The 26,580-nt window shown below is 64.7% G+C and carries 28 protein-coding genes; 9 read left to right on the top strand and 19 right to left on the bottom strand.

Features of this window, described 5'->3' with window-relative positions; genetic code table 11:
- Together VGG47_RS09540 and VGG47_RS09535 are read right to left on the bottom strand one after the other, a co-directional pair.
- A partial coding sequence (locus VGG47_RS09540) for a class I SAM-dependent methyltransferase (protein WP_331537843.1) occupies positions 1-937 on the bottom strand: 937 nt, incomplete at its 3' end.
- Between the two features lie 3 nt (positions 938-940).
- Positions 941-2,293, bottom strand: a complete 1,353-nt coding sequence (locus tag VGG47_RS09535; RefSeq protein WP_331537841.1) for a UDP-glucose dehydrogenase family protein — start codon at positions 2,291-2,293, stop codon at positions 941-943.
- A 275-nt stretch (positions 2,294-2,568) separates the two neighbouring features.
- Between VGG47_RS09535 and VGG47_RS09530 the strand changes: the two genes are divergently transcribed.
- On the top strand, positions 2,569-3,639 hold the full coding sequence (locus VGG47_RS09530) for a glycosyltransferase family 4 protein (RefSeq protein WP_331537839.1): 1,071 nt from the start codon (positions 2,569-2,571) through the stop codon (positions 3,637-3,639).
- Positions 3,640-3,782: 143 nt separating this feature from the next.
- Here VGG47_RS09530 and VGG47_RS09525 read toward each other — a convergent pair whose 3' ends face one another.
- Positions 3,783-4,337 (bottom strand): YceI family protein, encoded by a 555-nt coding sequence (locus tag VGG47_RS09525; protein ID WP_331537837.1) that lies wholly within the window; start codon positions 4,335-4,337, stop codon positions 3,783-3,785.
- Positions 4,338-4,477: 140 nt separating this feature from the next.
- On the opposite strand from VGG47_RS09525, the gene VGG47_RS09520 reads away from it, so the two are divergent.
- Positions 4,478-5,377, top strand: a complete 900-nt coding sequence (locus VGG47_RS09520; RefSeq protein ID WP_331537835.1) for an alpha/beta hydrolase fold domain-containing protein — start codon at positions 4,478-4,480, stop codon at positions 5,375-5,377.
- 63 nt (positions 5,378-5,440) lie between these two features.
- The gene (gene rpmE, locus VGG47_RS09515) at positions 5,441-5,668 is read left to right on the top strand and encodes a 50S ribosomal protein L31 (RefSeq protein WP_331537833.1); all 228 of its coding nucleotides are present in this window, start codon (positions 5,441-5,443) and stop codon (positions 5,666-5,668) included.
- Between the two features lie 96 nt (positions 5,669-5,764).
- Here rpmE and mltG read toward each other — a convergent pair whose 3' ends face one another.
- The 10 genes from mltG to miaA all read right to left on the bottom strand — a co-directional run bounded on the left by mltG (position 5,765) and on the right by miaA (position 15,322).
- Positions 5,765-6,724, bottom strand: a complete 960-nt coding sequence (mltG, locus tag VGG47_RS09510) for an endolytic transglycosylase MltG (protein ID WP_331537831.1) — start codon at positions 6,722-6,724, stop codon at positions 5,765-5,767.
- Between the two features lie 5 nt (positions 6,725-6,729).
- Complete coding sequence (fabF, locus tag VGG47_RS09505) at positions 6,730-7,992, bottom strand: beta-ketoacyl-ACP synthase II (protein WP_331537828.1); 1,263 nt, start codon at positions 7,990-7,992, stop codon at positions 6,730-6,732.
- 35 nt (positions 7,993-8,027) lie between these two features.
- On the bottom strand, positions 8,028-8,267 hold the full coding sequence (locus tag VGG47_RS09500) for an acyl carrier protein (RefSeq protein ID WP_325398357.1): 240 nt from the start codon (positions 8,265-8,267) through the stop codon (positions 8,028-8,030).
- A 126-nt stretch (positions 8,268-8,393) separates the two neighbouring features.
- Entirely contained in the window at positions 8,394-9,131 is a 738-nt protein-coding gene (gene fabG / locus VGG47_RS09495; protein ID WP_331537825.1) for a 3-oxoacyl-[acyl-carrier-protein] reductase, read from the bottom strand.
- Entirely contained in the window at positions 9,131-10,087 is a 957-nt protein-coding gene (fabD, locus tag VGG47_RS09490) for an ACP S-malonyltransferase (protein ID WP_331537823.1), read from the bottom strand. The genes fabG and fabD overlap by 1 nt, the downstream gene beginning before the upstream one ends.
- Before the next feature lie 106 nt (positions 10,088-10,193).
- Positions 10,194-10,613 (bottom strand): DUF1489 family protein, encoded by a 420-nt coding sequence (locus VGG47_RS09485; RefSeq protein WP_331537821.1) that lies wholly within the window; start codon positions 10,611-10,613, stop codon positions 10,194-10,196.
- A gap of 26 nt (positions 10,614-10,639) precedes the next feature.
- Positions 10,640-11,659 (bottom strand): ketol-acid reductoisomerase, encoded by a 1,020-nt coding sequence (ilvC, locus tag VGG47_RS09480; RefSeq protein ID WP_331537819.1) that lies wholly within the window; start codon positions 11,657-11,659, stop codon positions 10,640-10,642.
- 295 nt (positions 11,660-11,954) lie between these two features.
- A complete protein-coding gene (gene ilvN / locus VGG47_RS09475; protein ID WP_331537817.1) occupies positions 11,955-12,452 on the bottom strand; it encodes an acetolactate synthase small subunit in 498 nt (165 codons plus the stop codon).
- Between the two features lie 14 nt (positions 12,453-12,466).
- Positions 12,467-14,272 (bottom strand): acetolactate synthase 3 large subunit, encoded by a 1,806-nt coding sequence (locus VGG47_RS09470; RefSeq protein ID WP_331537815.1) that lies wholly within the window; start codon positions 14,270-14,272, stop codon positions 12,467-12,469.
- A gap of 60 nt (positions 14,273-14,332) precedes the next feature.
- Positions 14,333-15,322, bottom strand: a complete 990-nt coding sequence (gene miaA / locus VGG47_RS09465; protein ID WP_331537813.1) for a tRNA (adenosine(37)-N6)-dimethylallyltransferase MiaA — start codon at positions 15,320-15,322, stop codon at positions 14,333-14,335.
- Between miaA and serB the strand changes: the two genes are divergently transcribed.
- Entirely contained in the window at positions 15,306-16,187 is an 882-nt protein-coding gene (serB, locus tag VGG47_RS09460) for a phosphoserine phosphatase SerB (RefSeq protein WP_331537811.1), read from the top strand. The genes miaA and serB overlap by 17 nt on opposite strands.
- Complete coding sequence (locus VGG47_RS09455; protein WP_331537809.1) at positions 16,184-17,293, top strand: S-(hydroxymethyl)glutathione dehydrogenase/class III alcohol dehydrogenase; 1,110 nt, start codon at positions 16,184-16,186, stop codon at positions 17,291-17,293. Before serB ends, VGG47_RS09455 begins: the two co-directional genes overlap by 4 nt.
- A 50-nt stretch (positions 17,294-17,343) precedes the next feature.
- Here the strand turns inward: VGG47_RS09455 and VGG47_RS09450 are convergent, their stop codons facing one another.
- The 6 genes from VGG47_RS09450 to VGG47_RS09425 form a co-directional block, all read right to left on the bottom strand.
- Positions 17,344-17,466 (bottom strand): hypothetical protein, encoded by a 123-nt coding sequence (locus VGG47_RS09450; RefSeq protein ID WP_331537807.1) that lies wholly within the window; start codon positions 17,464-17,466, stop codon positions 17,344-17,346.
- Between the two features lie 37 nt (positions 17,467-17,503).
- Entirely contained in the window at positions 17,504-18,757 is a 1,254-nt protein-coding gene (locus VGG47_RS09445) for a cupin domain-containing protein (RefSeq protein WP_331537805.1), read from the bottom strand.
- A 348-nt stretch (positions 18,758-19,105) separates the two neighbouring features.
- On the bottom strand, positions 19,106-19,777 hold the full coding sequence (locus tag VGG47_RS09440; protein ID WP_331537803.1) for a lipid-binding SYLF domain-containing protein: 672 nt from the start codon (positions 19,775-19,777) through the stop codon (positions 19,106-19,108).
- Entirely contained in the window at positions 19,774-20,466 is a 693-nt protein-coding gene (locus VGG47_RS09435; protein WP_331537801.1) for a histidine phosphatase family protein, read from the bottom strand. The genes VGG47_RS09440 and VGG47_RS09435 overlap by 4 nt, the downstream gene beginning before the upstream one ends.
- Positions 20,467-20,470: 4 nt before the next feature.
- Positions 20,471-21,268: an ABC transporter permease gene (locus tag VGG47_RS09430; RefSeq protein ID WP_331537799.1), complete on the bottom strand. Its 798-nt coding sequence runs from the start codon at positions 21,266-21,268 to the stop codon at positions 20,471-20,473.
- Positions 21,265-21,999 carry an ABC transporter ATP-binding protein gene (locus VGG47_RS09425; protein WP_331537797.1) on the bottom strand — a complete coding sequence of 245 codons (735 nt, stop codon included), beginning with the start codon at positions 21,997-21,999 and terminating at the stop codon, positions 21,265-21,267. Before VGG47_RS09425 ends, VGG47_RS09430 begins: the two co-directional genes overlap by 4 nt.
- Positions 22,000-22,190: 191 nt before the next feature.
- Here VGG47_RS09425 and hemW point away from each other — a divergent pair, with 191 nt between their 5' ends.
- From hemW to VGG47_RS09405, 4 genes are all read left to right on the top strand, one after another.
- Positions 22,191-23,339, top strand: a complete 1,149-nt coding sequence (gene hemW, locus VGG47_RS09420) for a radical SAM family heme chaperone HemW (RefSeq protein ID WP_331537795.1) — start codon at positions 22,191-22,193, stop codon at positions 23,337-23,339.
- 30 nt (positions 23,340-23,369) lie between these two features.
- Complete coding sequence (thrC, locus tag VGG47_RS09415; protein ID WP_331537793.1) at positions 23,370-24,767, top strand: threonine synthase; 1,398 nt, start codon at positions 23,370-23,372, stop codon at positions 24,765-24,767.
- A 3-nt stretch (positions 24,768-24,770) separates the two neighbouring features.
- Entirely contained in the window at positions 24,771-26,036 is a 1,266-nt protein-coding gene (locus VGG47_RS09410) for a M16 family metallopeptidase (protein ID WP_331537791.1), read from the top strand.
- On the top strand, positions 26,033-26,580 hold a 548-nt coding region (locus VGG47_RS09405; protein ID WP_331537789.1), incomplete at its 3' end, for a PmbA/TldA family metallopeptidase. The genes VGG47_RS09410 and VGG47_RS09405, both read left to right, overlap by 4 nt.

Here is a 26,580-nt window from a genome sequence, read left to right as displayed (position 1 = left end):
GGTCGTCGAACTCGCTGACCACCACGTAACCGTGCCGCAGCAGGGTGCGCAGCCGGGCGAGGCCGGGCGCCCCCAGCAGCAGCGGCCGGTGCAGCACGGCGATGCGCGGCGCCTCCGCCAGGTGCGGCGTCAGGTCCCCCGCGTCCACGATCAGCCCGTAAGTGGCGCTGTCGCTGCGCAAGGCGCGCAGCGGCAGGGTCACGCGCACGTCGCTCACCCCGCCCAGCGGCGCCAGCATGGTGGCGTTCACCTCCAGCCGCGCCGGGGCGGAGCGCCGTGCCCGCCAGATGAACTGCAAGGGGGCGGCGCGGCGATAATATTCGTCAGGGTCCAGCCCCAGCGCCCGCAGGCCGGGGGTCAGCGCCGCGACGAAGCGCCGTGCTTCCCCGGTCTCGGTTGGCCGCGGCGCGAGATCGGCCAGCTCCAGCCCCGCCGCCGTCAGCGCCTGGGCCATCATGCGCGGCGTGAACCAGCGCAGATGCGCGCGGTCCAGCAGCCCCTGCGCTTCGTAGTCGAGCTGCCCGGACAGCAGCCGCGCCGCCAGCGACCAGTGTTCGATGTTCGGCATGCAGACCAGCACGGTGCCCTGCGGCGCGAGAGATTTCGCGTGTTCGATCAGCAGCCGCCACGGGTCGACCAGATGTTCCAGCACGTCGCCGTAGATGATGCAGTCGATGCCGTCCGGCACGTCGAACGGCATCGGCGTGGCTTCGACGTCGCCGCAATATACTTCGGAAAGGCGGCTTCGCGCGGTTTGCGCCGCCGCTTCGTCGCGTTCGATGCCCAGCACCCGGGCGCGGGGGTTGCGGCGCAGATAGCCCGCCCCCAGCGCCCCCTGCGCGCAGCCGACATCGAGGATCGTCGATGCCGCCAGCGGTATCTTCTCCAGCAGCTCGGGGTTGGCGAAATCCGGGTACGGCGGCTGGATATACTGCAAAAATTATGTTTCCTGCGCGGACTCCGTTTCGGAGTCGTGATGATTCTCATTTGCCCTACCTATGCCCTGATAGGCAAATCCGGCGGCGCGCATGGCTTTCGGGTCGAACACGTTGCGCAGGTCCACGATCACGTCGCCGCGCATCAGCTGCTTCAGCCGGACCGGGGAGAAGGCGCGGAATTCGTTCCATTCGGTGATCAACACCAGGGCATCCGCGCCTGACACCGCCTCCGTGGCATCTTTGGCAAAGGTCACGCCCGCGGGCAGCATCGGCTTAGCCCCCCCCATCGCGGCTGGGTCGAACGCCGTCACCTTCGCGCCGCGCGAGACCAGCCCCTCGATCAGCGGCAGGGAGGGCGCCTCGCGCATGTCGTCGGTCTCCGGCTTGAAGGCGAGGCCCAGTACCGTGATGTTTTTATTCTTCACATCCCCGTCGCAGGCTTTCACCACGCGCGCCGCCATGCCGCCTTTGCGGTTGTCGTTCACGCTCACCACCGACTGGATGAGCCGGCTCGGCGCGCCGGCCTCCTCGGCGATGCGCATGAGCGCCAGCGTGTCCTTGGGGAAGCACGATCCCCCGAACCCTGGGCCCGGGTGCAAAAATTTGCGGCCGATGCGGCCATCCAGCCCGATGCCGCGCGCCACGTCGTGCACATCGGCGCCGACCTTCTCGCACAGATCCGCCATTTCGTTGATGAAGGTGATCTTCATCGCCAAGAACCCGTTGGCGGCGTATTTGATCAGCTCGGCGGTCTCCAGCCCAGTGAAGACAATCGGTGCCTCGATCAGATAAAGCGGCCGGTACAGCTTGCGGAGCACTTCGCGGGCGCGGTCGCTGTCGGTGCCCACCACCACGCGGTCGGGCCGCATGAAGTCGGTGATGGCGCTGCCCTCGCGCAAAAATTCTGGGTTGGCCGCGACCTCGATGCCGAGGTCCGGCCGCAATTGGCGCGCCAAGGCGGCGATTTTCCGCCCGGTGCCGACCGGGACGGTCGATTTCGTGACGATGACCGCGGGATGGTCCAGCGTCTTCACCACCTGCTCGACGGCGGCGAATACATAAGTGAGGTCGGCATGGCCGTCGCCGCGCCGGGCCGGGGTACCGACGGCGATGAACACCGCCTCGGCATCGGCGATGCCCTCGCTCAGCGTGGCCGGAAAGGTCAGCCGCCCAGCCGCCATGTTCTCCGCCACCAGCCGGTCCAGGCCGGGCTCATAGATAGGGATTCTGCCCTCCAGCAGCACACGGCGCTTGGCCTCGTCGGCCTCGACCACCGCCACCGCCACGCCGAATTCCGCGAAACAGGCCCCCGATACCAGACCGACATAACCACCGCCGATAATCGCAATCTTCATGTGCCGTCTCCAAACGCTGGGTTGCCCCGGTTTTGGCGTGGCGGCCGGACCCAGACAACCCCTTGATTTCAGGCGGGCCTGTCAGAGAGAAGAAAGTTGCCGCTTTTTAAAAAAAGCGGCGCAAAAACTTTTGGTTATGCTGGGTCATGGGCGTCGTCGGCGACGACGCCCATGACCCAGCATAATAAAGTTTTTTTGCTACTTTTTGTTCACAAAAAGTAGGCTTCCTTCGCGCTCTTCAAATTTCGGTGCGTTTCGGCCATGGTCCGGCGCACATGAATTCCGTAACCTCCCTCGGCCTGCTGGCCCTGCCGCGCCACCTGGCCCTCATGGCCGGCCTCGCCATTTTTTCCGGCATCATCGTCCGGATCATGATCGCCGTCGGCGTGCCGGATCGTCCGGACGCGCGCAAGGCGCACACCCAGACCACGCCGAAATCCGGCGGCGTCGGCATTGTCTGCGCCTTCCTGCTCGGCGTGCTGCTGCTCTACCGCTACGGCGAGGTCTCGCGCCTGGCGGAGGGTTATTTCATCGGCGTGATCGCCGCCGCGGTGCTGATGGCGGCCATCTCGCTCATCGACGACCTGCTGGACATCTCCTACGTCCTCAAGCTCTTTACCCAGCTGCTTGCCGCCGCTGTCGCGGTCGCCTCCGGGCTGTGGGTGCATGTGCTGGCGCTGCCCTATGTCGGCACCATCGATATCGGCTGGCTCGGCGTGCCGCTGACCATGTTCTTCCTGCTGTTCGTCACCAATGCGATGAATTTCATCGACGGGCTGAACGGCCTGGCCTCCGGCGTCACCGTCATCGCCTGCCTGTTCCTGGCCGTCATCGCCGGGCTCTATGGCGGCTTCTTCGTCTATACCGCAGGGCTGCTGCTGGCCGGCGGCGTGCTCGGTTTCATGCCGTTCAATTTCCCGCGCGGCAAGATCTTCATGGGCGATGTCGGCAGCCAGTTCTGCGGCTTCATGCTGGCGCTGTTCGGCGTCGCCGCGGCGCGGTTCGAGGGCGCGCCGCTCTCCTTCCTGCTGGTGCCGTTGCTGCTCTCCGGCGTGCTCTACGACGTCACCTTCACCCTGATCCGCCGTATCCTGGCGCGTGAGAACATCGCCCGCGCCCATAACGGGCACCTCTATCAGGTGGTCCGCCGGGCCGGCATGGATGCGCGGGCGGTGGCGCTCTGGCACTGGGCCTTTGCCCTGCTCGGCGGCGCCGACGCGATCGCCTTCCTGGTCGCAAAGTCGGACACGAAAATCCTGGTCGTGCTGCTCCCGCTCGTGGTGCAACTGGGCTGGACGCTCTACGTCGCCCGCCGCGCCGCTAGCGCCGGGTTGGGGCGCTGGTAGGAGAAGGAAGGCTACTTTTTGTGAACAAAAAGTAGCAAAAAAACTTTATTATGCTGGGCCATGGGCGTTGTCGGCGGCGACGCCCATGGCCCAGCATAGCCAAAAATTTTTGCGCCGCTTTTTTTAAAAGCGGCTGCTTTCTTCTAGCTTTCGGGCTTCGGCGGCTGGCCGTTCAGGGAGATGTCGTTGGTGACGCGGATCATCTTGCCCACGGTCATCGTCAGCCCGTTCAGCCCCCAATCGTAGCGGTTCAGCACGCCCTCGGTATGGATGGCGGTGATCTGGCCGTTGGCGCTGGTATAGCTGACCGCCATATCGAACGGATGGGTCTGGCCGCGCATGGTCAACTGGCCCTGCAGCCGGCCCGCCGCGCAGTCGCCGACGTAATGCTGGGTCGGATACTCCGCCGGGTCCAGGAAGGCCTTCGACATGGTCTGCGAACGGATCAGCGCGTTGGGCAGTGCCAGGCTTTCCACCACCAGGGTCACGTCGATGTGGCAGGTTTTCGCCGCCGGGTCGAAGTCCAGTTTCCCGGAGAGTTGCCGGAACGTCCCGGTCACGCCCATGATGAGTGCGTGCGAATGCGTCTGCGCCAGCATGTTGCCGGCGGTCAGATCCATGGTCATCGGCTGTGCGGCGGCGGCGAGCGGCAGCCAAGTCAGGACGACCCCGGCCAGGGATATTTTTTTTAATTTCATGTCTTCTCCCGTCGGCGTTGATACCGGCGCCGCGACGCCAAGGTAGCGGGAAAATGATCGTGGGCCAAACGCGCCGGGCCTTTGGCGCTGGCCCCGGCGATGCCACTTAATGTTTGTAAATAACCGTCTGGGAGGGCGCGATGCCAAGCTGGCAGTCCTATGTGATCAACCCGGTTCTGCGCTTCACCGTCAAACGCAGACTGGCGCGGGTCGAGACCCCGACGGCGGCGCGCGCGGTCCTGGGCAAGAACCCGCCGTCGCCGCCGACGGGGGCGACTTTCACGCCCGGCGTGCTGGGCGGGGTGGAAGGCGAATGGGTGCGGGCCGGCGAGGGCAGTGCCGACACGCTGCTCTATCTGCATGGCGGGGGTTATTTCTCCTGCTCGCCCGTCACGCATCGTCCCATCACCGCGGGTTTCGCGCTGCGCGGTTTCCGGGTTTTCGCACCCAACTACCGGCTGGCGCCGGAACACCCGTTTCCCGCGGCGCTGCACGACGCGCTGGCCGCCTATCGGGCGCTGCTCGCCGAAGCACCGGGGCGCATTGCCATCGGCGGCGATTCTGCGGGTGGGGGCCTGGCTCTGTCGCTGCTTTTGGCCCTCAAGGCGCAGAACCTGCCGATGCCGGCCTGCGCCGCCTTGTTCTGCCCGTGGACGGACCTGGCCGCCACCGGCGCTTCGCTGACCCGCAACGCCGCGCGGGAGAGCCTGCTGTACGGCCCGAGAATGAAGGACGCCGCCGCTTTGTACCTGCAGGGGCAGGACCCAACCAACCCGCTGGTCTCGCCGCTTTACGGCGATTTCACCGGCCTGCCGCCGCTGCTCATCCAGGTCGGCGCGCCGGAAATCCTGCTCGACGATTCCACCCGCCTTGCCGCCCGCGCGGAAGCGGCCGGGGTCGCGGTCGAGCTCACCATCTGGGACAATCTGCCGCATGTCTGGCACGTGGCCCAGACCTTTCTCCCCGAAGCGCGCACGGCTCTTGATCAGGCCGCACGTTTTGCCAAATCCGCCCTTGCGTCCGGCACCGCCCGCGCGTAAAGCCAGCCTCTGTTTTTGGCTGCCGGTCGGATCGGCGGCCCGTTTTCTTTTGGAGCAGATACGGTGAAACCAGACATCCATCCGGACTATCACGAGATTAACATCATCATGACCGATGGTACGGAGTTCAAGACCCGCTCTTGCATGGGCAAGGCAGGCGAGACCCTGCGTCTGGACATCGATCCGAAGTCCCATCCCGCCTGGACCGGCGTGCAGCGCATGGTCGACACGGGCGGCCAGGTCGCGAAGTTCAACAAGAGGTTCGCTTCGATCGGCACCCGCAAGGGCTAGTCAAGCGGCCGCTTTTTGAAAAAAGCGGCGCAAAAACTTCTGTTATGCTGGGCCATGGGCGTCGTCACCGACAACGCCCATGGCCCAGTTTTCTTTTCACTTCCTGACGGCGCGGTACTGTTTAATGTGCTGCAGCTGTTCCTGAAAATTATCCGCCAGAACGAGCCCGCCGGTGCCGGTGGCGACGAAGAACAGCGCTTGGCTCATCGCCGGGTGCAGCACCGCCTCAATGGCCGAGATGCCGGGGGAAGCGATCGGGCCCGGCGGCAGGCCGGCATGCATATAGGTGTTGTAAAGCGAGGGGTTGGCGAGGTCGGCGCGGCTGATCGGGGTGCCGCCTGAGGCCTGCCCCTCAGTGGCGGCAAAGATCACGGTCGGGTCGGCCTGCAGCCGCATCCCTTGCGCCAGCCGGTTCTCATAGACCGCGGCAATTTCCGGCAGTTCCGCCGGCAGCGGGCTTTCCTGCTGGACGATCGAGGCCAGGATCACCGCCTGCTGCGGTGAGGCGAGGGGGACCGATGGATCCCGTCCGACCCAGGCGGTTTGCAGGGCCTGGTGCATCGCCTGCTCGGCCCGGGCGAGAATCGCCGCGCGCTTTGTGCCCAGCGTAAAATCATAAGTTTGCGGCAGCACCGCGCCGTCGGGCGGTGCGGCGACATGGCCGGTGGCGTCCGGCGCGGCATTGAGGATGGCGGCGATCTGCACGCCGGTCAGCCCCTCGGGGAACGCCACCTGGTGTTCCACGGGGGCGGCATGGCGCAGGATGTCGAGAATCTCTCGCAGGCTGGCATGGGCGGGGAACACGAACTCGCCGGCATGGAGCGGCCCGTCATGCCGCGTGGCCCAGGCGGCGGCGCGGAAGATCAGGCCGTGGCGAATGATTCCGTGCTCCCGCAGCACGGCGGCGGTCGCGGCGGTAGAGCCGTCGGGAATGACCATATCCCGCGCCCGGGACAGTGGACCGGGCGCATCATACGAGTCTTCGGCGGCCATGTGGCCGAGCCTGGCGGCAACGACCAGCGCCGCCAGGAGCAGAACGATGCGGCCGCGGCGCAACCTCTTCAGACGGCCTTCTTGAACAGAATCGAGGCGTTGGTGCCGCCGAAGCCGAAGCTGTTGGACAGCACCACGTTGATCTTGCGTTCCTGCGCGGTCAGCGCCACGCGGTCGATCACGCTGGCCCGGCTCGGCTCATGCAGGTTCAGGGTCGGCGGCGCGACACCGTCGCGAATCGCCAGGATCGAGAAGATCGTCTCGATCGCCCCGGCCGCGCCGAGCAGGTGCCCGGTGGCGGATTTGGTGGAGGACATCGCCAGCCCCTTGGCCGAGTCGCCGAACCAGTTTTCCACGGCCTCAAGCTCGAGATCGTCCCCCATCGGGGTCGAGGTGCCGTGCGCGTTCACATATTGCACGTCCGCCGGGGTGAGGCCGCCATGCCGGAACGCCGCCTTCATGGCGCGGAAGGCGCCGTCATGGTGCTCGGCCGGGGCGGTGATGTGGTGGGCATCGCCGGACATGCCATAGCCGGCGATTTCGGCATAGATTTTCGCCCCGCGCTTCTTCGCGTGCTCGTATTCTTCCAGCACGACAACGCCGGCGCCTTCGCCCATGACAAACCCGTCGCGGTCCTTGTCCCAGGGGCGCGAGGCCTCGGTCGGGCGGTCGTTGAAGCCGGTGGAGAGGGCGCGGGAGGCGCAGAACCCGGCAATGCCGAGCGGATTCACCGCGGCTTCGGCGCCGCCGGCGACCATCACGTCGGCATCGCCGAAGGCGATCAGACGGGCGGCGTCGCCGATCGCATGCACGCCGGTGGCGCAGGCGGTGACGGCGGAATGGTTGGGGCCTTTCAGCCCGTATTTGATGGAGACCTGGCCGGAGATCAGGTTGATCAGGGCCGAGGGAATGAAGAACGGCGAGAGGCGGCGGGCGCGGCCCTCATGCACCGTGATCGAGGCGTCATAAATGGTCTGCAGACCGCCGATGCCCGAGCCGATCATCACGCCGGCGGCGTATTTCTCTTCCTCGGTCTGCGGTTCCCAGCCGCAATCCTGCATCGCCTGCGTCGCCGCGACGATGCCGTGATGGATGAAGCGATCCATCTTCTTGATTTCCTTGACCGCGATCCATTCGGACAGGTCAAGTTTCCCCTCGGCGGCGGGACCCGCCGGCACCTGGCCGGCAACCTTGGCCGTCAGCTCCGTGGTGTCGAAGGACTCAATGGCGCTGATCCCGGAATCTCCGTTGATCAACCTCTTCCAGACATGCTCAACGCCAACCCCCAGCGGGCTGACGATTCCCATACCTGTCACGACAACACGGCGCATGCGAACTCCTTGGACGGCTTCAGAAAGTCGGCAGATTATTCGGCTTTCTGCTTCTCGATATACTCGATCGCGTCTTTCACGGTGGTGATCTTCTCGGCGGCATCCTCGGGGATTTCCACGCCGAAGGCTTCTTCGAACGCCATCACCAGTTCGACGGTATCGAGGGAGTCGGCGCCCAGGTCGTCAATGAAGGAGGCTTCCGGAGTCACCTTGCCTTCGTCGACGCCGAGATGCTCGACAACGATCTTCTTAACCTTGTCGGCGATTTCGCTCATTTAGTTTCACTTTCATGCATCTGGTGTGGCGAATACCGGGGCACGCGCAGAAGCGCCACCGGCGAGAGTGTCGTTAATCTTTAACGTGCCGGCGCTTAGCATGGTTCATTGCGTCGCGCCAACTCGTTAAATCATGGCCATTCCGCCATTTACATGGAGTGTGGCGCCGGTAACCCAACCAGCCTCATCGGCGGCAAGATACACCACCGCGGCGGCGATGTCGGTAGGCTGGCCGAGCCGGCCGAGCGGAATTTTCGTGGCGAGGTCGCTCTTCTGCGTGTCGCTCAGCACATCGGTCATCGCCGTGGCGATGAAACCCGGTGCGATCAGGTTCACGGTGATGCCGCGCGAGGCCACTTCCTGGGCCAGCGCCTTGGTCAGGCCGATCAGGCCGGCCTTGGCCGCGGCATAGTTGGCCTGACCCGGATTGCCGGTGCTGCCGACCACCGAGCCGATATTGATGATCCGTCCTGCGCGGCGACGCAGCATGAATTTCAGCGCCGCGCGGCTGAGGCGGAAGGGGGCGGCGAGATCGACGTCGATCACCTTCTCCCAGTCCGCGTCGCTCATGCGCAAGGCCAGGCCATCCTTGGTCAGCCCGGCATTGTTCACGAGAATGTCGACGCGCCCCATGGCCCCTTCGGCAGCGGTGATCAGCTCGGAAGCGGCCTCTGCCTGCGACAGATCCGCCGGCAGCACATGCACGCGCTCACCGAGTTCGGCGGCCACCGCGTCCAGAGCCTCGCGCCTGGTGCCCGAGAGCGCCACCGTCGCTCCTTGAGCGTGCAAAGTGCGCGCGATCGCCGCCCCAATGCCGCCCGAGGCGCCGGTGACCAGCGCCGTCTTACCCGTCAGGTCAAACATCACAGAACCTTCAACAAAGCTTCGATTTCCGCCGGCGAGCCGGCGGAATGGGTGGTCGCCTCCGGGGCGATGCGCCGCACCAGCCCGGCCAGCACCTTGCCGGTGCCGAGCTCGACGAAGCTGGTGACGCCCATCGCCATCATCGCCTCCACGCTCTCGCGCCAGCGCACCGTGGCGGTGACCTGTTGCACCAGCAGGTCGCGGATCTCGTTCGGGTCGGTCGCCTTGGCGGCGCTGACATTGGCCATCACCGGCACGATCGGCGCGCGCGGCGGGGTGTTGGCGAAGGCTTCCGCCATCGCATCCGCCGCCGGCGCCATCAGCGCGCAATGGAACGGGGCGGAGACCGGCAGCAGCAAAGCGCGCTTCACGCCCTTGGCCTTGGCGATCTCGATGGCCCGCTCGATCGCGCCCTTATGGCCGGAAATCACCACCTGGCCGCCGCCATTGTCGTTGGCGCAGCCCACCACCTCGCGGCTCTCAGGGCCTAATTCTGCTTCGGCGCAGATCTCCTGCGCCTGCTCCATGTCCACGCCGAGCAGGGCCGCCATGGCGCCCTGGCCGGCGGGCACGGCGCGCTGCATGGCCTGGCCGCGCAGGCGCAGCAAAAGAGCGGTCTCGGCCACGGAGAAGGCGTTCGCCGCGGCCAGGGCGCTGTATTCGCCGAGCGAATGCCCGGCCACCACCGCTGCCTTGTCCTTCAGGGTGATGCCACCTTCCGCCTGCAGCACCCGCAGCACCGCCAGCGAGGTCGCCATCAGCGCCGGCTGCGCGTTCTCCGTCAGGGTCAGCTCCTCGAGCGGGCCTTCGAACATGACCTTGGAGAGCTTATGCTTCAGAATCTCGTCGACTTCCTCGAAGACCTCGCGCGCGGGGCCAAAGGCCGCGGCCAGATCCCGGCCCATGCCGACGGCCTGGCTGCCTTGTCCCGGAAAAATAAAGGCGTGAACCGCCATGCATCGTCTCCTAAAGATCCGCCGGCGCCAAAAGCCGCGCCGTGCCTGATCGCTTACCCAAGTCGGGCGCACCTAGCATGAGCCCGGCGCTTCTCAAAATTCGTGGCTAAATTAAGGCGAGGGCGGCCAGCGCCCGGCGCAGCTCGTCGGGTATTTCGTCGCCGCTTGTGCCGCCGCTTGCCGTGATATCCGCCGGGGCGTCAGCCGGCTGGAGATAGCGCCAGCCCTGAAAGGCCTTCATGGCCCGGGCCTGCACCCGCACCAAGGTCGGGTCCAGCACCAGCCCGGCGCAGCGCGTGCCGTCATCCCAATGGTCTTCGATGATATCGAGTAGTCTCTGGCGGACCAGGACAACGCCGCCGATCACCCAGTAGATGGAGCCCCCCGCGCAAAGCTCTTCGGCCCGTTTCGGGCTGTTGCGGGTGTGGTGGCGCAGCAGCGGATCAACCGCCAGCCGCGCCGCCTGAAGTGCTTCGAGGTGCGCGATATCGCGCACCCCGACAGAAAGTTTGATCAGATGGATCAATCAGCCTCGTTCAGCCTCAGAGAGGCTTAGTTCTTGGCCTTGTCGACCAGCGCGTTCTTGGAGATCCACGGCATCATGCCGCGCAGCTTGGCGCCCACTTCCTCGATCTGGTGGGTCGACATGGCCCGACGCATCGCCTTGAAGTTGGTCTGGTTGACCTTGTTCTCCAGCATCCAGTCGCGGGTGAAGCGGCCCATCTGGATGTCTTCCAGAACCTTCTTCATCTCGGCCTTGGTTTCCGGCGTGACGATGCGCGGACCGGTCACGTATTCACCATATTCGGCGGTGTTGCTGATCGAGTAGTTCATGTTGGCGATGCCGCCTTCATAGATCAGGTCGACGATCAGCTTGACCTCGTGCAGGCACTCGAAATACGCCATTTCCGGCGCATAGCCGGCTTCCACCAGCGTCTCGAAGCCAGCCTTGATCAGCTCGACCACGCCGCCGCACAGCACGGCCTGCTCGCCGAACAGGTCGGTCTCGCACTCTTCCTTGAAGGTGGTCTCGATGATGCCGCCCTTACCGCCGCCATTGGCGGAGGCGTAGGAGAGGGCGATCTCGAGGGCGTTGCCAGTGACGTCCTGCGCCACGGCGACCAGGCTCGGCACGCCGCCGCCCTTCAGATATTCTCCGCGCACGGTATGGCCCGGGCCTTTGGGGGCCACCATGAACACGTCGATGTCGGCGCGCGGCTCGATCAGGTTGAAATGCACGTTCAGGCCATGCGCGAAAGCCAGCGCGGCGCCGGGGCGCATATTGGCGGCCAGGTGGTCGCGGTACAGGTCGGACTGGCCCTCATCCGGGGTCAGCACCATCACCACATCGGCCCACTTGGCGGCGTCGGTCGGGGTCATGACCTTCAGCCCGGCGCCTTCAGCCTTGGCAATGGCGGTGGAACCGGGACGCAGGCCGATGGCCAGCTCCTTTACGCCGGAATCCTTGAGGTTCAGCGCATGCGCGTGACCCTGGCTGCCATAGCCGATAATGGCGACCTTCTTGCCCTTGATGAGGTTAACGTCGGCATCCCGATCGTAATAAACGCGCATAATGCTGCTGTCCTTGCTTTGGTTCGAAAACTGCCCCGTTGCCTATTATTTTTTTGCGCCCCTGTCACGCCGTGCTGTGTGCGAAAATGCATGCGGGATGGCTGTTATGCGCAATGATGTTGCGAAATTTTTGTTGGTTTTGAAATCAGCTTAGAAAGTGGCCGCTTTTTAAAAAAAGCGGCGCAAAAATTTTTGGCGAATCTGGGCCATGGGCATTGTCCCCGACAAAGCCCATGGCCCAAATTAATAAAGTTTTTTTGCTACTTTTTGTTCACAAAAAGTAGTTCTCTTTCCTTTAGCTGATGGTCTTCGTCCCGCGCGCGATCGCCGCCACACCGGTGCGCGACACTTCCGCCAGGCCCAGCGGGCGCATCAGTTCCAGGAACGCGTCCAGCTTGTCGGTCGCCCCGGTCAGCTCGAAGATAAAGCTTTCCGTGGAGGCGTCGATCACCCGGGCACGAAACGCATCGGCCAGGCGCAAGGCTTCCTGCCGCGCCTCGCCGGCGCCGATCACCTTGATCAGCGCCAGCTCGCGGGCCAGATGCGGCCCTTCCATGGTCAGGTCCAGCACCTTGTACACCGGCACCAGCCGGTCGAGCTGCGCCTTGATCTGCGCGATCACCATCTCCGTGCCCGTGGTCACGATGGTGATGCGGCTTTTGCTGCGGTCGCGCTCGACCGGCGCCACCGTCAGGCTGTCGATATTATAGCCGCGGCCGGAAAACAGCCCGATCACCCGTGCCAACACGCCGGCCTCGTTCTCCACCAGCACCGAGATGGTGGCGGAACGCATTGCTGTACCAGACATCAGACCAGCACCATGCCTTCATCGGTGACGCTCCTGGCGGAGAGGCCGCTGCCGCTGGTGCCGTGCTCGGGGCCGAGCAGCATCTCGTTATGCGGTGCGCCGGAGGGGATCATCGGGAACACGTTTTCCTTTTCGTCGACGCAGATATCCGCGATCACCGGGCGGTCCACCGCGAGCATTTCCGCGATCACCCGGTCCAGGTCATCGACGCTGGAGGCGCGCAGGCCGACGGCGTGGAAACTGTCAGCGAGCTTCACGAAGTCGGGCAGGGCCTCCGAATAGCTCTCGGAATAGCGGCTGCCATGCAGCAGCTCCTGCCACTGGCGCACCATGCCCATGTAGCGGTTGTTGAGGATGAAGATTTTCACCGGCAGGCGGTATTGCGCCAGCGTGCCCATCTCCTGGATGTTCATCAGGATGCTGGCCTCGCCGGCGATGTCGATCACCAGCGCGTCGGGATGCGCCACCTGCGTGCCCATCGCCGCCGGCAGGCCGTAACCCATGGTGCCGAGCCCGCCCGAGGTCATCCAGTGGTTCGGCTGTTCGAACTTGAAGTGCTGCGCCGCCCACATCTGGTGCTGGCCGACTTCGGTGGTGATGTAGGTGTCGCGCCCGCGCGTCGCCTTGTAGAGCTGCTCGATCGCGTATTGCGGCTTGATGATGCCGCCTTTCTCAAGGGTCTGCGTGTAGCGCAGCGATTCTTTTGCCCGCCACCCGTCGATCTGCGCCCACCATTGCGCCAGCGCGGCGCGGTCCTGCTTGTGCGAATCGGCCTTCCAGGCGGCGATCAGCGCGCGCAGAATCTCGGTCGCGTCGCCGACGATCGGCACGTCCACCGCCACCGACTTGTTGATGCTGGACGGGTCGATATCGGCGTGGATCTTCTTGGAGTTCGGGCTGAACGCGTTGAGCCGCCCGGTCACCCGGTCATCGAACCGCGCGCCGATGTTCAGCATCACGTCGCAGTCATGCATCGCGAGGTTGGCCTCGTAGGTGCCGTGCATCCCCAGCATGCCCAGGAACTGCTTGTCGCTGGCCGGATAGGCGCCGAGCCCCATCAGTGTGGATGTGATCGGAAAGCCGGTGAGCCGCACCAGTTCCCGGAGCAGTTCGGAGGCTTGCCCGCCGGCATTGATGACGCCGCCGCCGGAATACACCACCGGCCGCGTAGCGCGCTTGAGCAGAGCCACCGCCTCGGCGATGCGCTGCGGATCAGGCGCCGTGCTCGGCCGATAGCTGCGATGCGGGGCCTGGCTCGGCTCGCTATATGGCGCCGGGTTGATGAGAATGTCCTTCGGCAGGTCGATCAGCACCGGGCCGGGGCGGCCGGTCCGGGCCACGTGGAAGGCCTCATGCACCACGCGGGAGAGATCGCCTGAGCGCTTCACCAGGTAGTTATGCTTGGTCGCCTGGCGGGTGATGCCGGTGGTGTCGGCCTCCTGGAAGGCGTCATTGCCGATCAGATGCGTCGGCACCTGGCCGGTCAGGCAGACCAGCGGAATGCTGTCCATCAGCGCGTCCACCAGCCCGGTCACGGCGTTGGTCGCCCCCGGGCCGGAGGTGACGAGCACCACGCCCACCTTGCCGGTGCTGCGGGCATAGCCCTCGGCGGCGTGCACCGCCGCCTGCTCGTGCCGCACGAGGATGTGGCGGATTTCGTTCTGCTGGAAAATCGCATCATAAATCGGCAGGACGGCGCCGCCCGGATAGCCGAAAATAACCTCGACGCCTTGCGCCTTAAGGGCCCGTAGCAGGGCCTCTGCGCCTGACTTCATCAGTTCCGTGGTGGTGGTCTTGCCGTCCATGACTATCTCGCGATGCTCACATACATGATCCCGCACCGCTACCGAGTCTGGTCGGGCTGGTCAACTGTGGATATTTAAAAAATTATCAAAATCAGCCAAATTTCTTTCCGAAAATTGCGCAGAATCGCCGATTCTGGAGTGTAATATTTGCATGGCAGCGCTGTCGGTCAGTTTCTGGTGCTTGAACCAGGTCATTTGCCGCTTGGTGTACTGATGCGTCGCGAGGATGGCGCGCGCCGCCGCTTCCTCCTGTGACAGCTCCCCGCGCAGCAAAGCGGCGATCTCCGGCACGCCGTGCGCGCGCAGCAAGGGCAGGTCCAGGGCGAGGTTTTGCGCCAGCAGCGCCCGCACCTCATCCACCGCCCCGGCCTCCAGCATCGCCGTGAATCTTTCTGCGATCGCCGTGCGCAACACCTCGCGCGGCGGGTCCAGGAGAATCATCCGGGTCCGCCAGCCGGTGAGGGGCTGGGTCGTCTCCGCTTGCCAGCGCGCCAGGCCGCGCCCGGTGCCGAGCAGAACCTCGTAGGCGCGGGAGACGCGCTGGCTGTCGCCAGGTTTCAACCGCGCCGCCGTTTCCGGGTCGAGCCTTGCATGGACCCAAGCCGCACCCTGCTCGGCCAGCATCCGCCTGGCCTCGGCCCGCGCCGCTTCCGGCACCTCCGGCACGGCGGCGATTCCCTTCACCAGCGCGGAAAAATACATGCCCGTGCCGCCGCACAGAATCGGCAAAGCGCAGGCCTCCATCTCAGCCAGCGCCGCCTGCCGCCACCAGGCGGCATTGGCCGGCTCGGCCACTGCGCGCACCCCATAGAGGCGGTGCGGGACCAGAGCCTCATCCTCTGCCGAGGGGCGGGCGGTGACGATGCGCAGCTCACGGTAGCATTGCATGGCGTCGGCATTGATCACCGTGCCGCCCAGGCGTTGCGCCAGCGCCAGCGCCAAGGCCGATTTGCCGCTGGCGGTCGGCCCGGCGATGATCACCGCCAGCCGTTCGCTTGCCCTCGCCCCGTGCTCTGTCCTACCAGTCGCGCCCATGTCCTCAATCGTCATTCTGGTTGCCAATCCGCAAGCCGGGCCTCTCACCAAGGCCGAAGCCGAGCGTGCCCGCGATGCCTGCGCCGGCATGCATCTCAACTGGCTGAGCCCCGGCCAGGCCGTGGAATTCACCACCGCCAAGCCCTTGGAGCCGGCGGCGCTCAAATATGTCCTGACCCATAAGGCAGTGGACGTGTTCATCACCAAATTCCGCGGCCGGCGCAAGGCGGTGCTGGTGGCGGACATGGACAGCACCATCGTCAAGGCCGAGACGCTCGACGAGCTCGCCGCCTATGCCGGGCTGAAGGATGAGATCGCCGCCATCACCCAGCGCTCGATGAACGGGGAGATCGATTTCGCCGCAGCGTTGCGCGAGCGGGTCGCCATGCTGAAGGGGCTGGATCTGAACGCGCTGGAACGCACTTGGAACAGCATAGAGTATTGCCCCGGCGCGAAGACCCTGATCGCCACCATGAAGCAGTTCGGCGCGACCACGGCCCTGGTCTCCGGCGGCTTCACCTTCTTCACCGCCCGAGTCGCAGCCGAGCTTGGCTTCGACCTGCATCGCGCCAACGTGCTGCTGGATAACGGCTCGCAGCTGACCGGGGAGGTGGGGGAACCGATTCTCGACCGCGACGCCAAGCTCGCCACGCTGAAGGAGCTCGCGGAGAAACGGAGCGTCAAGCTCGCCGCGACGCTGGCAGTGGGCGACGGCGCCAACGACCTCGCGATGCTGCGCGAGGCCGGGCTAGGCATCGCCTATTACGCCAAGCCGGTGGTGGCCGAGCAGGTGCAAAATCGGATCGAGCACACGGACTTGACGTCTCTGCTCTTCGCACAAGGTTACCCGGCAGCTTCTTTCAAAGGATGTGAGTCATGAAAACGCGGGCGGCGGTTGCGCGGGCACCTGGCAAGGTGCTGTCGCTGGAGACGGTGGATATCGAAGGCCCGAAATGGGGCGAGGTCATGGTGGAGGTGAAGGCCACCGGCATCTGTCATACCGACGAGTACACGCTCTCGGGCGCGGACCCGGAAGGGCTGTTCCCGGCGATCCTCGGCCATGAGGGGGCGGGCATCGTCGTCGAGGTCGGGCCGGGCGTGACGTCCTTGAAAAAAGGCGACCACGTGATTCCGCTCTACACGCCGGAATGCCGCAACTGCAAATCCTGCCTGTCGCAGAAGACCAACCTTTGCACCGCGATCCGCGCCACCCAGGGCAAGGGCGTGATGCCGGACGGCACCTCGCGCTTCTCCTGCGACGGCGCGCCGGTGATGCATTACATGGGCTGCTCGACCTTCGCGAATTTCACCGTGCTGCCGGAGATCGCGCTGGCGAAGGTGCGTGAGGACGCGCCGTTCGAGAAGATCTGCTACATCGGCTGCGGTGTGACCACCGGCATCGGCGCGGTGTTCAACACCGCCAAGGTGAAGCCAGGCGAAAATGTCGTGGTGTTCGGCCTCGGCGGCATCGGCCTCAACGTGATCCAGGGCGCCCGCATCGCCGGCGCCAACATGATCATCGGCGTGGACCTGAACAACGGCCGCAAGGAGATGGCGGAAAAATTCGGCATGACGCATTTCGTCAACCCGTCCGAGATCGGCCAGGACCTGGTGCCCTACCTCGTCAATCTCACAGATGGCGGCGCGGATTATTCCTTCGAGTGTATCGGCAATGTGAACGTCATGCGCCAGGCCCTGGAATGCACGCATCGCGGCTGGGGCACGTCGATCATCATCGGCGTCGCCGGCGCGGGCCAGGAAATTTCCACCCGCCCGTTCCAGCTCGTCACCGGCCGCAACTGGCGCGGCACCGCCTTCGGCGGCGCGCGCGGCCGCACCGATGTGCCGAAAATCGTCGACTGGTACATGGACGGCAAGATCAACATCGATGACCTGATCACCCATGTGATGCCGTTCGAGCAAATTAACGAAGGGTTTGAGTTGATGCGCAAGGGCGAGAGCATCCGCTCGGTCGTGACGTACTAGGAAGGAAAAGAGAAGGCTACTTTTTGTGAACAAAAAGTAGCAAAAAAACTTTATTCATTTGGGCCATGGGCGTTGGCGGCGACAACGCCCATGGCCCGGCGTAATAAAAATTTTTGCGCCGCTTTTTTTAAAAAGCGGCCACTTCCTTCTATGTAAAAAGGGCCTTGCGGCATGCCGCAAGGCCCTTTCCTTCTTGGACGTTTTTTGGTTTTAGCCCGGAACGACGTCCTGCACCGTGCGCGAGAACTTGGCGATGGTCTCGGGCGAGAGGTTCAGCGTCTGCTGCACCATCGCCGACGGCGTATGCGCCAGCCAGTCCATGAGCGAGACTTCCTGGTACTGGTTGGTCTTGAAGATCTCCAGGAAGACGAGATCATCGGTGCCGGTGTTCTCGACATAATGGCCGAAGTTCTTCTTCACGTAGCCGATATCGCCAGGCTTGAAGTCGGCGGTCATGGCTTCCGGCCCGACATTGAACACCGTCATCCGGGCGTTGCCCTTGATGTAGTACTGCCATTCGTCGGCGTTCGGGTGCCAATGCATTTCGCGCAGCCCGCCCGGCTTCACCGTCACCATCGCCACCGCGATCGTGGTCGAGGCCTTGAAGTTGGTGCTGTCGGCAATCTGCACCATGCCGCTCTTGGTCAGCTTGTTCGGCGTCATCGACGACAGGCGGAAGGTGAACGGGTTCGGCACCGGGCCGGCGCCCGGCATGATCTCGCGCACGTCATTGGCGAGCGGGCCCGGCTCCTTGCCCTGGAAAATCCAGCGCTGCTGCAGCGGAATGTTGGCGAAGGCCGATTCCGGCACGCCAAAGTTCTTCGCCAGCACTTCCGGCGGCGTATGCGCGAGCCAGTCGCTCACCAGCAGCGTGTTGTTTTCAGAGGAAGCGCCATTGTCGAAGCAAATGACGAATTCGCAGCCATCCGGCCCGATGCCCTGCAGCGAGTGCGGCACGCCGGCCGGGAAGTACCAGAGATCGCCGGCCGTCAGATCATCGACGAAAGCATGGCCGTTCTGGTCCACCGCCGTCACGCGGCAATGGCCATAGGTCATGACCGCCCATTCCGCCTGCTGGTGCCAGTGCAGTTCGCGAATGCCTCCCGGCCCGAGGCGCATGTTCACGCCGGCGATGTCGACGGAGATCGGGAACATCTCGGTGTTCACCTGGCGCGCCCAACCGCCCGCCTGCACGCGCTTCGGCGAGAGGCTAAAGGACGACCAGAACTGCGCCATGCCGTTGACATCGGTGGGCGGGGGATCCTGGAACGACGGAATCTGGGCTTCCATCGCCGGGTTCTGCGGACCGGGATCGGCGAACGCGCGCGCGTTGGAATTCAGTTGGCCTTCCGGTGGCAGGTCGGGATTGCCGAACACGCCCGCGGCATGCGCCGCTGCCGTCGCGGTCAACGCGCCGCCCGCGGCGCCGGCCGCCAAAATCTTACGCCTGGAAAATTGGGACATTCTTAACCTCGTCACTAATCAGGTCCGGTGATCCGACCTGGCCGGGAAACTGCGCACGCGCCCAGTGGCTTGGCAATCAACCCGGCGTCGCGCGGCGGCCTGCGGAGGCGTTACGGGCCATCAGTTAAACTTATCAATTCATCAACCAAACAAAAGAATTTTAAGAAAATGTCGTGACAGTTTGAGTGCCGCCTTGTTGCACTTTATTACATTTTGTCTTTTGTGGTTACTTACTTCGCTCGGACACTATGTATTTAATACATAAACAACATATGGTTAGCGCATGTTACGAGGCAAAAAAAACGGCCCCGGAAGCCGGCGCCGTTGGCAGCCTGGCGGGCGGAACGCTTACCCGCCGTAGCGGGTCAGCATCTCGCGCAGCGGGTTGGCGCCGGGGTTCGAACCCTGCATGTCGACGACGATTTGCCGCGCATCGAGCGGCGCGCCGTAATAGGCCTGTTCGGTCTTGCTATCGTTGGAGAGAATCGAGCCGGCGAGGGAGATGCCGCCATACAGGCCTTCGCTCTTCGAGAAGCTGATGATGTCGGCGGTGAGGCCGGTGGACATCGAGCCGTTCACGCCGGCGCCCAGCGTCGCCACCGTCAGCCCGGCATCGGCGCCGAACTTGAACTGGCTGTTCAGCAGCGCGTTCAGCCCGTTATCGGTCATCACCATCATCATCACCTGCGCACTCTGGAGACCGATCTGCAGCCCGAAACTGCCGCCGCCCATGCCGAAGAAGGCCGGGTCGGACCAGCCGCCATTGTTGCCGCGCGCGACCATGACGCAACCACCGCCTTCGCCGCCGAACATGAAGCCGGCGCGGAAAATATTCGGGCATACCAGCACGGCCTTGGCGTGGCGCAGAAACTGCGCCGCCTCATGGCCTTCGCTGCCGTCCATCATGCTCTCGACGGTGAGCGTCGCGCTGTCCACCAGATGCTGCGGCGGATCGGCGAGGGCCGCGAGCGGCGTGGCGAGGGTGGCGGCCGCCGTGGCGGCGAGCAGCAGGCGTTTCATGACGTGGCTCCTTGAGTCTGCTTCATATCATTATGCGCCCTCGCAGTTGAGGGCGCGGCACTCGCTTCGCAAGCTTGCGTGGCGAAATGTTCATTTACCGACATCACCCGCCAGCCGCTCTTATGGTGCTCGATCCTGGTCAGGGAGATGTTCTCGACCGACAGGCACAAAGCCTGGTGCGCGGAGAGGCCGAGCGTATGCGCCACCGCGGCGCGGATCGCCCCGCCATGGCTGACGATGATCGTATCGCGCCCCTCCGCATTATCCCGCAGCCGTTCCAGCCCGGCACCAACGCGGCGCACCATGTCGTCGAAACACTCGCCGCCGGGCGGCATCTCCTCGGCATGGATCGGCCAGAACGGATGCCGCCCGGCCGGGCGCATGTCGAAATGCGCGATCGGCGTGCCTTGCAGCGCGCCAAAATTCTGCTCCACGAAGGCGGCGTCGAGGAGCGGTGTCTGCGCCGGGTAGCCGGCGCGCATCAAGGCCGCGGCGGTCACTTGCGTGCGCTTGAGCGGCGTGCAGACCAGCCGCGCCGGGCGGGGCAGGCGGGCGGCCAGCGCCGCGTAGCGTGGCGCGTCCGCCGCCATGGTCACATCGCAGACCGGCACGTCGTCCGTCCCGTAGAGGCGGCTGAGGGAGTCGGCATGGACCAGAGCGTGACGAATCAGCCAGAAGCGATGCAGCAAAGACCTACTCCCCGATGGATATGAGCGCGCCGCGGATGCGGGCGCGGCGGAATTCCCCGCCAAAGACCGCGATCGCCGCCAGCATCCAGACGATGTTGAGGGCGACCGCCTGGGCCAGATTCTGCCAGTCCGCGCCGTGCTGGAACAAGGCCGACCGCATCCCTGAGAAAATATGCGCCGCCGGCAGCGCCAGCGCCACCGGCTGCAGCCAGACCGGCAGCGCCGTGACCGGATAGAACACGCAGGCCAGCGGCGTGATGCCGAAGGCGATGGTCCAGGCTAAGGCCTCGGCGCCCGCGCCGTAGCGGAACAGCAGCGCGACGATGCCGAGCGCGATCCACCAGCCCATGAACATCAAATTGACGAAAAATAGAAATAGAACAGGACCTAACAGCAGAATGTTGTACCGGTACATGAGGTGGGCGATGATTGTGGCAGGAAGCAGGCCGATCAGTGTCCGGATCAGGGACACCACCAGCAGCGAAGCCACCATCTCCACCGGCCGCAAGGGGCTGACGAAAATATGCCCGAGATTGCGCGACCAGATCTCCTCAAGAAAGGTGAAGGTCACGCCGAGCTGGCCGCGTAGCGTGATTTCCCAGAGCAGCACGCCGGCGATCAGCGCCCCGGCCGCCGCCCCGGCGCCGGGCTGCGCATGCATGAAATAGCGGGCGGTAAAACCCCAGATCAGCATGTTCAGGGTCGGCCAATAAGCGATCTCCGCCATGCGCGGCCAGGAGCCGCGATAGATCGCCACATGTCGGTAGATCATGCCCCAGATGCGGCGCAGCGAGGCTTTCATGCGGCGATCTCCCGGTTGCGCGCGATGTCGAGAAACACCTGTTCCAGATCCTCCCGCCCGTAGCGGGTGATCAACTCGTCGGGCCGGCCACGATCGACAATTTTCCCGGCTTTCATCATCAGCACGGTGTCGCACAGCCGTTCGACCTCGGCCATGTTGTGCGAGGCGAGCAGAATCGCCGCATTGGTCTCATGGCGGTAATCCTCCAACACGGTGCGCACATAGTCGCCGGTATCGGGGTCGAGGCTGGCGGTCGGCTCGTCCAGGAGCAGTAATTCAGGTTTGTTGATCAGTGCTTTGGCCAGCGCCACGCGGGTTTTTTGTCCGGCGGAAAGCTGGCCGGCGGGGCGGTGCAAAAACTTGCCCAGGTTGAACTGCTCCACGAGCTCGCCGATGCGCCGCTCGAGCTGCGGCACATTGTACAGATGCCCATAGACCCGCAGATTTTCCGCAACACTCAGCCGCCCCGGCAAAGCGATGTAGGGTGACGAAAAATTCATCCGCTCCAGCGCTGCAAAACGGTCGCGCGCCATGTCGTGACCGAGCATGGTGACGGTGCCGGAGGTCGGCACCAACAGGCCGAGCAGCATCGAAATGGTCGTGGTCTTGCCCGCCCCGTTGCCGCCAAGCAGGCCAAGAATCCCGCCGCGCGGCAGGGTGAAAGAAATGTCGTCCACCGCCAGCGTGTGGGCATAGCGTTTGACGAGATGCTCGACGATGATGGCGTTCATGGTCTTGGGATAGGCGTGCCACCGCGCCGTGCCAAGCGAAGGGAAGGCTACTTTTTGTGAACAAAAAGTAGCAAAAAAACTTTATTATGCTGGGTCATGGGCGTTGGCCTCGACGCAGCCCACGGCCCAGCATAACAGAAGTTTTTGCGCCGCTTTTTTCAAAAAGCGGCTACTTGCTTTATGAGCGGCGGATGGATCCCCTGGCCCTCTACATTCACTGGCCGTTTTGTCTCGCCAAATGCCCGTATTGTGATTTCAACTCGCATGTCCGCGAGCGCATCCCTCAGGCGCGTATGGTTGCGGCCCTGCGCCGCGAGCTGGCTTACGAAGCGGCGCGGATCGGGCCACGGCGCCTGACCTCGATTTTCTTCGGCGGTGGAACGCCGAGCCTGCTTGACCCCGACAACGTCGCGGCCCTGATCGCCGATGCGACCGGCTTTTTTGCGCCGGACGAAAATATCGAGATCACGCTGGAGGCCAACCCCACCAGCATCGAGGCCGGGCGCTTTGCCGGGTACCGGGCGGCGGGGGTCAACCGCGTGTCCATCGGTGTGCAGAGTTTCGACCCCGCCGCACTGGCCTTTCTCGGCCGCGAGCATTCGGCGGATCAGGCGATTGCCGCCATCGAGCTCGCGCAAGGCATTTTCCCGCGCCTCTCCTTCGACCTGATTTATGCGCGGCCGGGGCAGGAGGAGGCGGCATGGCGGGGGGAACTCCGCCGGGCGCTCTCGCTCGCCGCCGATCATCTGTCGCTCTACCAGCTCACCATCGAGCCGGGCACGAAGTTCGCGACCCTTTTTGGGCGGGGTGAATTCGCGCTGCCCGAGGAGGATGCGGCGGCGGCTATGTATGACGCCACGGCGGAGGAGGCGGCGCGTTTCGGTCTCGAGGCTTACGAAATCTCCAACTACGCCAAGCCGGGCGGGGAGAGCCGGCACAACCTCGCTTATTGGCGTTATCAGGATTATGCCGGCATCGGCCCCGGCGCGCATGGCCGGCTCACTTTAGGCGGGAATCTCATCGCCACCTCGCGCCACCGCGCTCCGGAAGCCTGGGCCGATCTGGTCGAACGTGACGGCACCGGCGCCACAGTTGAGGAGACGATTGCCCCGGCGGATCGCGCCCGCGAGGCGCTGCTGATGGGGCTGCGCCTCGCCACCGGCGTTTCTCAGGCCGATTTTTTGGTCCGCACCGGCATGGCATTGCCGGACGCGGTTGATCCAAAGATTCTCACCGCTTGCATTGAGGAGGGGTATTTGACCTGCACCGACACCGCCCTCATCGCCACCGCGGAGGGCCGCAAGCGGCTGGATGCATTGCTGCCCGCTTTGGTCCGATAGTATAGGCCGGGCGGAACGAAGGGACGATAAATGCGTTACATTTCTACGAGAGGCCAGGCGGACCAGAAAAATTTCTCGGGCGTGCTGCTGGCCGGGCTGGGGTCTGACGGCGGGTTGTACATGCCAGAGAGCTGGCCGCGTTTCTCCGCCGCCGAGCTGCGCGCCTTGCGCGGCCTGCCCTATGCGGAACTTGCCGCGAAAGTGATCGCCCCCTTCGTCGGCGACTGCATTGCGTTTAAGGACCTGCAGGCGATGTGCCGCCGCGCCTATGCCGGCTTCTCGCACCCCGCCACGGTGCCGCTGGTGCAGCTCGACAGCGCGACCTTCGCCCTGGAACTGTTTCACGGCCCGACGCTCGCCTTTAAGGATCTGGCCCTGCAGCTCGCCGGGCATCTGTTCGACCATGTGCTGGCGCAGCGCGACGAGCGCGTCTGCATCGTCGGTGCCACCTCCGGCGATACCGGCTCCGCGGCGATTGAGGCGATGGCCGGGCGTGAGCGCGTCGACATCACCATTCTCCACCCCGAGGGCCGCACCAGCGAGGTACAGCGCCGGCAGATGACCACGGTCACCGCCCCCAACGTGCTGAACGTCGCGGTGCAGGGCAATTTCGACGACTGCCAGGATCTGGTGAAGGCGATGTTCGCCGACGGTGCGTTCCGCCAGGAGATGAATCTTTCGGCGGTCAACTCCATCAATTTCGCGCGCATCGCGGCACAGATCCCCTATTACGTCGCCTCCGCTTTGGCCCTCGGCGCCCCCGACCGCGAGGTGGCGATCGCCGTGCCTACGGGGAATTTCGGCAATGTCCTGGCCGCCTGGGCGGCCAAGCAGATGGGCGTGCCGGTGGGCAAATTCATTGTCGCCAGCAATCGTAACGATATTTTGCACCGCTTCCTGACGGCCAACGACATGAGCGTGCGCGGCGTCGAGCCGAGCCTCTCGCCCTCTATGGACATCCAGGTCAGCTCCAATTTCGAGCGCCTGCTGTTTGAATTGTTGGACCGCGACGCCGCCGCCACCGCCGCCACCATGGCCGCGTTCCGCGCCACTGGCCGCATGGCGGTGCCGGAGCCGAAATGGCAGGCGATCCGCCGTGAATTTTCGGGTTTCCGGCTGGACGATGCGGGCACGCTGGCCGAAATCGCCCGCAGCTGGCGCGAGGCAAACTATCTGGCCGACCCGCACACCGCGATCGCCCTGGCCGCCGCGCGGGAGCAAAAACCGGTCGGCCTGCCAGTCATCGTGGCCGCCACCGCCCACCCGGCGAAGTTCCCCGACGCCATCGAACAGGCGGTCGGTTTCCGCCCGGCACTACCGCCGCACCTTTCCGACCTATATGACAGGAAGGAACAGTATGAGCGTGCTCCCAACGACCTCGCGGCGATCGAGACGCTGGTGCGCAATTTTGCGAACAGGAACAGATGAGTAATGAGTGAACAAGTCGAGATCACCACGCTGCCCTCCGGCCTGACCGTTCTGACCGAGCGGATGGACCGGGTGGAGACCGTCTCCTTCGGCGCCTATATCGGCGCCGGCACAAGGCACGAGACGGCCGCCGAGAATGGGGTGGCGCATTTTCTCGAGCATATGGCGTTCAAGGGCACGGCCACCCGTACCGCGGTGGACATCGCCGAGGCGGTGGAGGATGTCGGCGGCCATATCAACGCCTACACCTCCCGCGAGCAGACCGCCTATTACGTGAAAATGCTGAAGGAAGATCTCGGCCTCGGCGTCGACATCATCGGCGACATCCTTTGCCACTCCACCTTCGAGCCGGAGGAGCTGGAGCGCGAGCGCGGCGTGATCCTCCAGGAGATCGGCCAGGCCAACGACACGCCGGACGACATCATCTTCGACCATTTCCAGTCCGCAGCCTATCCGAGTCAGCCGATGGGCCGCCCGGTGCTGGGCACCGAGACGATCATCCGCAACATGAAGCGCGAGGCGCTGCCCGGCTTCATGAGCGCGCATTACACGCCCGAGAACATGGTCATCGCCGCCTCCGGCAATCTGCGCCACCAACAGGTGGTGGAGCTGGTCGGCCAGCATTTCGCCGATCTGCCCAAGGCCGTGCGTCATGAACCGATGCCGGCGGACTATACCGGCGGTGAGTATCGTGAGGACCGGGATCTTGACCAGGCGCATCTGGTCCTCGGGTTTGACGCACCGGGCTACGGCGAGCCGGACTATTACCCGGTGATGCTGCTCTCGACCTTGCTCGGCGGCGGCATGTCCTCGCGGCTGTTCCAGGAAATCCGCGAAAAGCGCGGCCTCGTCTATTCCATCTACAGCTTCACCGCCCCGGCGCAGGATGGCGGGTTGTTCGGCATTTATGCCGGGACCGGCGAGTCCGAGGCGGCGGAGCTGATGCCGGTGACGCTGGAGGAACTCGGCAAGGTGCAGCACCAGGTCACGGGCGTGGAATTGCGCCGCGCCAAGGCGCAGCTCAAGGCCGGGCTGCTGATGTCGCTGGAATCCACCGGCAGCCGTTGCGAGCAGCTGGCCCGCCAATGGCAGATTTTTGGCCGCGTCATCCCGGCCGCCGAGACCGTGGCGAAGATCGAAGCGGTGACCGAGGCGGACATCCACGCCGCGGCGGCAAAGATCTTCCGCCAGCGCCCGACCATCGCCACCATCGGCCCGATCGGGCAGGTGCCGAAACTCTCCGCCATCATCGATCGGCTGGCCGCGTGAGCGCGCTGCTCGACCAGGCTGCCGCCCTTCTCAAAGCCGCCCGGGCGGCGGGGGCGGATGTCGCGGAGACGGTGATGAGCACCGGGACGTCCGTCTCGGTGCAGCGCCGCCTCGGCAAGATCGAGGAGACCGAGCGCGCCGAATCCCGCGAGCTCGGCCTGCGCGTGTTCGTCGGCCAACGCAGCGCCTCGGTCTCGGCCAGCGCCATCGATTCCGCCGCCTTCACCCGCCTCGCCGAGCAGGCCGTGGCGATGGCCCGCGTCGTGCCGGAAGATGTCTACGCGGAAATCCCCGAAGCTCCGGCGCCGATGGACGCCGCGCTTCTGGACCTCGACGACCCCGATGAACCGGGAGCAGAAATCCTGATCGCCCGCGCCGCGGCGGCGGAAGAGGCGGCGCTCGCCGTGCCCGGCATCACCAATTCCGAGGGGGCTTCCGCCTCCTGGTCGCACAGCCATTTTCTCCTGGCCACCACGCACGGTTTCGCCGGTTTCTACACCCGGTCCAGTCACGCCGTTTCCGCCACGGCCATCGCCGGGACGGG

This window comes from Acidocella sp., assembly GCF_036489515.1.
GTDB lineage: Bacteria > Pseudomonadota > Alphaproteobacteria > Acetobacterales > Acetobacteraceae > Acidocella.
This window is presented reverse-complemented; position numbering and strand designations above follow the sequence as displayed.

What these genes read in the sequence shown, in the direction of transcription:
- VGG47_RS09535 (WP_331537841.1), bottom strand. Translation starts at nt 2,293, where the DNA reads ATGAAGATTGCGATTATCGGCGGTGGTTATGTCGGTCTGGTATCGGGG.
- VGG47_RS09530 (WP_331537839.1), top strand. Translation starts at nt 2,569, where the DNA reads ATGAATTCCGTAACCTCCCTCGGCCTGCTGGCCCTGCCGCGCCACCTG.
- VGG47_RS09525 (WP_331537837.1), bottom strand. Translation starts at nt 4,337, where the DNA reads ATGAAATTAAAAAAAATATCCCTGGCCGGGGTCGTCCTGACTTGGCTG.
- VGG47_RS09520 (WP_331537835.1), top strand. Translation starts at nt 4,478, where the DNA reads ATGCCAAGCTGGCAGTCCTATGTGATCAACCCGGTTCTGCGCTTCACC.
- fabF (WP_331537828.1), bottom strand. Translation starts at nt 7,992, where the DNA reads ATGCGCCGTGTTGTCGTGACAGGTATGGGAATCGTCAGCCCGCTGGGG.
- VGG47_RS09500 (WP_325398357.1), bottom strand. Translation starts at nt 8,267, where the DNA reads ATGAGCGAAATCGCCGACAAGGTTAAGAAGATCGTTGTCGAGCATCTC.
- fabG (WP_331537825.1), bottom strand. Translation starts at nt 9,131, where the DNA reads ATGTTTGACCTGACGGGTAAGACGGCGCTGGTCACCGGCGCCTCGGGC.
- fabD (WP_331537823.1), bottom strand. Translation starts at nt 10,087, where the DNA reads ATGGCGGTTCACGCCTTTATTTTTCCGGGACAAGGCAGCCAGGCCGTC.
- ilvC (WP_331537819.1), bottom strand. Translation starts at nt 11,659, where the DNA reads ATGCGCGTTTATTACGATCGGGATGCCGACGTTAACCTCATCAAGGGC.
- ilvN (WP_331537817.1), bottom strand. Translation starts at nt 12,452, where the DNA reads ATGCGTTCCGCCACCATCTCGGTGCTGGTGGAGAACGAGGCCGGCGTG.
- VGG47_RS09470 (WP_331537815.1), bottom strand. Translation starts at nt 14,272, where the DNA reads ATGGACGGCAAGACCACCACCACGGAACTGATGAAGTCAGGCGCAGAG.
- serB (WP_331537811.1), top strand. Translation starts at nt 15,306, where the DNA reads ATGTCCTCAATCGTCATTCTGGTTGCCAATCCGCAAGCCGGGCCTCTC.
- miaA (WP_331537813.1), bottom strand. Translation starts at nt 15,322, where the DNA reads ATGACGATTGAGGACATGGGCGCGACTGGTAGGACAGAGCACGGGGCG.
- VGG47_RS09455 (WP_331537809.1), top strand. Translation starts at nt 16,184, where the DNA reads ATGAAAACGCGGGCGGCGGTTGCGCGGGCACCTGGCAAGGTGCTGTCG.
- VGG47_RS09450 (WP_331537807.1), bottom strand. Translation starts at nt 17,466, where the DNA reads ATGCCGCAAGGCCCTTTTTACATAGAAGGAAGTGGCCGCTTTTTAAAA.
- VGG47_RS09445 (WP_331537805.1), bottom strand. Translation starts at nt 18,757, where the DNA reads ATGTCCCAATTTTCCAGGCGTAAGATTTTGGCGGCCGGCGCCGCGGGC.
- VGG47_RS09440 (WP_331537803.1), bottom strand. Translation starts at nt 19,777, where the DNA reads ATGAAACGCCTGCTGCTCGCCGCCACGGCGGCCGCCACCCTCGCCACG.
- VGG47_RS09430 (WP_331537799.1), bottom strand. Translation starts at nt 21,268, where the DNA reads ATGAAAGCCTCGCTGCGCCGCATCTGGGGCATGATCTACCGACATGTG.
- VGG47_RS09425 (WP_331537797.1), bottom strand. Translation starts at nt 21,999, where the DNA reads ATGAACGCCATCATCGTCGAGCATCTCGTCAAACGCTATGCCCACACG.
- hemW (WP_331537795.1), top strand. Translation starts at nt 22,191, where the DNA reads ATGGATCCCCTGGCCCTCTACATTCACTGGCCGTTTTGTCTCGCCAAA.
- thrC (WP_331537793.1), top strand. Translation starts at nt 23,370, where the DNA reads ATGCGTTACATTTCTACGAGAGGCCAGGCGGACCAGAAAAATTTCTCG.
- VGG47_RS09410 (WP_331537791.1), top strand. Translation starts at nt 24,771, where the DNA reads ATGAGTGAACAAGTCGAGATCACCACGCTGCCCTCCGGCCTGACCGTT.